5 protein-coding genes and 3 pseudogenes are annotated in these 4,574 nt (G+C 59.9%); 3 read left to right on the top strand and 5 right to left on the bottom strand.

What is annotated here, in order from left to right:
* A partial coding sequence (locus PQR02_RS39680) for a transposase (protein WP_408243265.1) occupies nucleotides 1-672 on the top strand: 672 nt, incomplete at its 5' end.
* Between the two features lie 464 nt (nucleotides 673-1,136).
* Here the strand turns inward: PQR02_RS39680 and PQR02_RS39675 are convergent.
* From PQR02_RS39675 to PQR02_RS39665, 3 genes are read right to left on the bottom strand one after another with little or no spacing between them, the layout of a single operon-like run.
* Entirely contained in the window at nucleotides 1,137-1,628 is a 492-nt protein-coding gene (locus tag PQR02_RS39675) for a lytic transglycosylase domain-containing protein (protein WP_408243264.1), read from the bottom strand.
* 23 nt (nucleotides 1,629-1,651) lie between these two features.
* Nucleotides 1,652-1,999: a hypothetical protein gene (locus PQR02_RS39670; RefSeq protein WP_408243263.1), complete on the bottom strand. Its 348-nt coding sequence runs from the start codon at nucleotides 1,997-1,999 to the stop codon at nucleotides 1,652-1,654.
* Nucleotides 2,000-2,003: 4 nt separating this feature from the next.
* The gene (locus PQR02_RS39665) at nucleotides 2,004-2,378 is read right to left on the bottom strand and encodes a hypothetical protein (RefSeq protein ID WP_408243262.1); all 375 of its coding nucleotides are present in this window, start codon (nucleotides 2,376-2,378) and stop codon (nucleotides 2,004-2,006) included.
* A gap of 286 nt (nucleotides 2,379-2,664) precedes the next feature.
* Here PQR02_RS39665 and PQR02_RS39660 point away from each other — a divergent pair.
* Both PQR02_RS39660 and PQR02_RS39655 read left to right on the top strand, forming a co-directional pair.
* Nucleotides 2,665-2,883, top strand: a pseudogene (locus tag PQR02_RS39660) (SOS response-associated peptidase family protein); the annotation flags it as partial.
* Between the two features lie 247 nt (nucleotides 2,884-3,130).
* The gene (locus PQR02_RS39655) at nucleotides 3,131-3,553 is read left to right on the top strand and encodes an MEKHLA domain-containing protein (RefSeq protein ID WP_408243266.1); all 423 of its coding nucleotides are present in this window, start codon (nucleotides 3,131-3,133) and stop codon (nucleotides 3,551-3,553) included.
* A 195-nt stretch (nucleotides 3,554-3,748) separates the two neighbouring features.
* Here PQR02_RS39655 and PQR02_RS39650 read toward each other — a convergent pair.
* Together PQR02_RS39650 and PQR02_RS39645 are read right to left on the bottom strand one after the other, a co-directional pair.
* A pseudogene (locus PQR02_RS39650) lies at nucleotides 3,749-3,985 on the bottom strand (transposase); the annotation flags it as partial.
* A 36-nt stretch (nucleotides 3,986-4,021) separates the two neighbouring features.
* Nucleotides 4,022-4,574 (bottom strand): annotated as a pseudogene (locus PQR02_RS39645) (IS6 family transposase); the annotation flags it as partial.

Here is a 4,574-nt window from a genome sequence, read left to right as displayed (position 1 = left end):
CACCACCTCATCGTGGCTCACGAGGTCACAAACTCTGGCAGTGACCGGGCACAGCTCAGTCCGATAGCTAAAGCTGCGCGCGACGCTATGGGCAGGACCAGACTGCGGGCAGTCGACGATCGTGGCTACTACAGTGTGCCTCAGATCAAGGAGTGCGCGGATGCAGGGATTGCGGTCATGCTGCCGAAGCCCACAACATCAGGCGCAAAATTCCATGGCCGGTTCGATAAGGCAGACTTCACCTATATTGCGCGGGACGACGAATACCAATGTCCAGCTGGAGAACGGGCAATTTACCGTTACACCAGCGAGGAACACGGGATGCAGCTACGTCGTTACCGGAGGAGTGCCTGTTCGCAATGCGCGATGAACTCACAGTGCACTCCGAGCGGCGAACGAGGCATAAGTCGATGGGAGCATGAATCAGTGCTGGAGGCAGTTCAGCGTCGGCTGGACAAGACGCCTGATGCGATGACCGTGCGCAGGCGAACCGTCGAACATGTCTTTGGAACGTTCAAGTATTGGATGGGCTACACGCACTTCCTGACGCGCAGGCTGCCCAATGTAGGTACCGAGATGAGTTTTAACGTACTCGCCTACAATCTCACGCGAGTGCTGAGAATCCTGGGCTTCAAGAAGACGATGAAGGCGATGCGACTGGTGGGTGCCTGAGAGCACCCCCTAGGTCCTGAAACAAAGCCCTTAAACTCATCTATAACGCATCAGACGGGTTCACCTTCTCGTCGGCGCCGTGATAGCCGAAAAGGCAGTCAAACGCGCCGCTGGGATCAGGGTCATGCGTCGCATTCTAATGCCATCGGGTTTCCACACAACCTGCTTTGGAAACTGCCGGATGCCCGATGCAAATAAGTCGGCGAGCGGTCGTTCGCATCTGTATGTAAGCAACGGCAAATAAGCGCTTCAGTCGTTACTCCTATGAAGCGTTAGCCGCATAGGGATAATTTCCGTCGTTCGTTACATTACTGGCGTTTTGCGAGTGGCAAGAGCCCGGCCTCGGTCCGTGTTGTACTAAAGCGCGCCGAGCTCTACGCGGCCGTCGCGCGGCGCGGGCTCAAGCTGCGCGGCTAGCGCGGCCATTGGGCTGGCAACGAGCTTGTCGGGCCTGCGCCTGAACTTCACCGCTCCGGCTGCAACTGCCCCCAGCTCACGAGAATCGCCTGGATGCTGCGCGCGTAGGCGTCGCGCTCGTGCGGCGATTCCGAGTGATACGCGCCGATTGCGCGCCATGTGTTGCCGAACCGCACCATCTTCTGCTTGAGCAGCCAAGCGGCCACGAAGATATTCACGCACGGGTCCGTGAGCGCGCGGTGCGGAATGCCCCGGCTCTTGAGTTCCGGAAAGTGGATCGAATTGATCTGCAATTGCCCCACGTCGATCGAACCGTTGGCGTTGTGGTTGATGGCGGTCGCGTCACCTTTCGATTCGCGCCATGCCACGGCGCGCAGCACGAGGGGATTGACGCCCTGGTAAGCGCCGGCCTTGTCGAAGCAGTCGTCGGCGGGCGGGGCGGCTTGCGCGGCCGAACTGCCGAGCGCCAGCAGCGCCGCCCAGGCGCAGATGGCCCACGAGCGCAAAGGGCGGAAGGCGTTGGTCTTGGGCTGGTGCATGGGTCGAGGCTCCAGATCCTGCTTTACTGCGCCAGCGCGGAATCGAGCTGCCGCTCGATGTCCTTGAGATAGGTACGCGACGCATCGGAGACGACGAGGCGCGGCGTCGGCATCGCGCAGCGGCAATCGTGCTGGTGCGTCTTCTTCTTGTTGTGCGACGTCGAGCGCGGCGCGGGAAGGTCGTCGTCGTCGCCGGTGGAGGGCGGAAGCATGGCGAGCGTGGGCAGCGGCGGGTAGACCTTGTCCGCAGAGGCTGTGGTGGCAGCGCTGGCACTGGCGGCCGCAGCTGCAGGCGCGCTGGCGGCAGACTGGCCCGCCCATGCGGCCGAACTCAAGCATAGCGATGCCGCGGCGAAAGCAATCAGGCGCATCGTGTCAGTTCCCCGAATGTAGCGGCTCGATCGAGACGCTGTACGTCTGGTTAGTGCCCGCCGTAAGGTTTTCGAGCGTGGGTTTGAGCCCTTGCTGCGGCACGCCGCGCCAGATCGCCTGGTTGATGTACTTGAAGTCCTGGCCCAGCGCTGTCGCGCGGATCACGGTGGGCTGCTTCTGCGCGGCAGCGAGCGCGCCCACCTTGGCGAGCACCGCAGTCAGTTGCGGATCGCGCGCGCCGAGTGCATCGGCGGGAACGTCGAACTTCATGATCACGTTCGACACCGCAGGTTTCTCGTCTTGAGCCGTATTGGGCTGCTGCAGTTGTGCGCAGCCTGTCATAAACAGTACGGCAAGTAAGAGCACAAGGCGCGTCACGTCGGGGTCTCCAAGGTCTCATGGCAATGTACGTGTTTTCGGCTTGGAAAGCTGAAACTTGATACCGCGCGGCAAACGTTTGCGAAAAAGAAAGAGTTCGCTCGCGCGGCGCCGCTTCCCGGAAAGTCACTGCGCGCCCCGCAGGCTTCGGGCAAGGAACTTCTTGCCCTGTGGGGTAAAGTCACTGTCATGAAGGCTCATGAGGCTGCAAGTAGCGAGCTTGGCCGTCATTTCGCTTCGGCCGCCGCGCCGACTCGTCCGATGACTTTTTAACTGCACTAAATTCTGGAAGGCGCCGGGCGAGCCAGACCTCCTGTCGTTTGCCGCGATCACCGACGAGCCGCCACCCGAGGTGGCTGCGGCAGGTCACGACCGGTGCATCGTCCCCATGAAGCCTGAACACATTGACGCTTGGCTGAATCCCGAGCCCAAGCAATTGGCGGCGCTGCATGCAATCCTTGACGATCGCGACCGTCCATACTACGAGCATCGACTGGCGGCATAGACGACGGGCCTTCGGTCAACCTCGACGAGGGCCGGCAGAGTCAGCGTCGGACTGAGTTCGGCCACGAACGGTCCTTGGCTCTTGCTTACCTCGGATAGCGGAATGCCCGCTTCGCCCATTTACCTACCGAATGATCAATCACCGATGGACGCAACAAACCTCGCCTGAAAATGCTGTATCGTGAACGCCTCCGCGTTTAGAGATGCCTTAGATGATCCCACTCCACCGCAATCCAGCTTTCTAGCAGCTGCTTGCCGATAGTTACGCCCGGGCGCTGGGTCTCCCTCTGGTCCCGCAGGCCATGACCGTGGTCGAGGCTTCCGAATGGCTCTATGAGAGTGCACCGTTTGCAGTACTTGCGCACAACGCCGATCCCGACCCGCTCTTTATTTATGGCAATAAGGCCGCGCAGCGCCGCTTTGAATATAGCTGGGATGAAATCACCCGACTGCCGTCCCGGCTCTCAGCTGAAGCTCCGAATCGCGAGGAGCGGCAGAAATTCCTCGCACGCGTACAGGGGGCCGGCTACGAGGCGGGCTACAAGGGCGTGCGTGTCACCAAGTCAGGCCAGCGCTTCATGATCGAGGAAGCAACACTGTGGCAACTTCTCGATGCGGAAGGCACATTGCACGGCCAAGCAGTTGTCATCCCGCGCACGCGCGACATTTGATCGCGTACCAACCGTTTATCTACGAGCGCTAAGGAGGTAGCTGCGAGGGGAGCGGAGCCAAAGTTGAGACGTCGACGAACTGCAGGGAACTGACATGTCAAATCCGCCCATTCGGGCGAACTTCCGCAGGGGAGTGTCTGAATTTTTGTGTGCAAGGCAGACAAAAACCTGCCGTGGCAGGTCATCAATTGCATTTTACAAATGATTCCTGGTGAAACGATCCTCGTAGAGGATCGCGAACTGGTTCATCGCAGCTTTCCAGTCATGCGCCGCGCGACTCCAGTCGGCAGTGATATTGCGCAAGGCCAGCCACAGCAGTTTGGTCGCGGCCTCGTCCGTCGGGAAGTGACCACGCGTCTTGACGATCTTGCGTAGCTGGGCGTTCACGCTTTCAATGGCGTTGGTCGTATAGATGGCTCTGGTGCAAATAGGCGGTCCGGGCGATGCGTTTCGTATAGCTAATACATCTTATCGAGCCGACAGGACGGCATCCCACACAGCGGGCGCAGCGGTATCTTTGAGGCTTAGCTTCACGAGGTTGAATTGTCCTTTGCGAATGCGATGCATCAACTCAATGCCTGCCAGAGTGATCGCGGCGTTCCTGAAGCCTTTGAAGCCGAGCATGACGTTCGTTCTGGACTTGACGTTGCGATGATCCTGCTCGATGAGATTATTCAAATACTTCGAGGTTCGGACCTTCGTATCCTCGGGCAGCAAGCCGTCGGTCTTCATCTCGCGCACGGCGTGGTGCGAGGCTGCATAGCCGTCGAGCGTGATCGTTTCCGGCGGCTGGCCCTGATGTTTGATGGCCTTCCTGAAAAAGGCTTGGGCCGCGGCCACGTCGCGCCTGGCGCTGAGCATGAAATCCACGGTTTGCCCCGCCCGATCCACCGCGCGATAAAAGGTAGACCCACTTGCCGCGAATCTTCAGGTACGTCTCGTCGACACGCCACGATCGTCCCGTGGGCGTGCCGAAACGGTTCCAGCGTTTGACGAAATCCGGCGTATAACGCTTCACCCA

Origin of the sequence: Paraburkholderia sediminicola (assembly GCF_046026895.1) — a bacterium.
Lineage (GTDB): Bacteria > Pseudomonadota > Gammaproteobacteria > Burkholderiales > Burkholderiaceae > Paraburkholderia > Paraburkholderia sediminicola_C.
Note: the sequence above shows the minus strand (reverse complement) of the source record. Positions and strands in the feature narration are given on the sequence as shown.

Bases quoted from the DNA above. Each gene is read 5' to 3' on its own strand.
- PQR02_RS39675 (WP_408243264.1), bottom strand. From the start codon at position 1,628: ATGCACCAGCCCAAGACCAACGCCTTCCGCCCTTTGCGCTCGTGGGCC.
- PQR02_RS39670 (WP_408243263.1), bottom strand. From the start codon at position 1,999: ATGCGCCTGATTGCTTTCGCCGCGGCATCGCTATGCTTGAGTTCGGCC.